At 43.5% G+C, this 611-nt stretch carries 1 protein-coding gene; it reads left to right on the forward strand.

The annotated features are described in order from the left end of the window. A partial coding sequence (locus NS334_RS18420; protein WP_206542723.1) for a hypothetical protein occupies positions 1-486 on the forward strand: 486 nt, incomplete at its 5' end. Between the last annotated feature and the right edge of the window lie 125 nt (positions 487-611).

Consider the following 611-nt stretch of genomic DNA (forward strand, 5'->3'; position numbering starts at 1 on the left):
CTGTTGAACGATGTCATACGATACTTCCGAGCGATTTGCGTAAACTATCAATATACTACAACAGAAACTGCAGACGGGAAGTGGCCTATACGAAACCTGAAGCTCAGGCACAGCAGAGTTCTCATGTACTTTAGCATGGTCGCTGCTATAGGTTCTTTGAGTAGAGTTCACGATGAACAAAAAATCAAAGCGCTGAAAGAATTTGTTACCATGCCACCATTGATGCGCCTCTTTGTGGCTTATAGAATTTCTGATGATGGCGCATTCTATAAGGTTGCAGGTTATTATAATACATTTCTGGCATTATTATCAAAGCCCGAGACGCGGCGGGAGATTTATGGATTAGATTATAAAGTACGATACGGATCGGATGTTTTTTCCCAGCTGAAGGCAAACTCTGATGCTTTATCCAGCGAGCTACTACGCTTCTACGAGGCACGTCGCCGCGTTTGGGATGATCGCTTTTTCGAGTACATGCTCCTTTGAGCTTCTCAGTTCTGGCTCTGGAAGTTAGAAGCTCGGAGCTAGATCTTTCCATTTATCTTTGTGGAACAGCAAGAAAATTTACCCCTCATATTACTCTCATGCCCCGGTTTTGCAGTAGATATTCC

It is taken from the genome of Sphingomonas endophytica (assembly GCF_001476895.1).
In the GTDB taxonomy this organism is placed as follows: domain Bacteria; phylum Pseudomonadota; class Alphaproteobacteria; order Sphingomonadales; family Sphingomonadaceae; genus Sphingomonas; species Sphingomonas endophytica_A.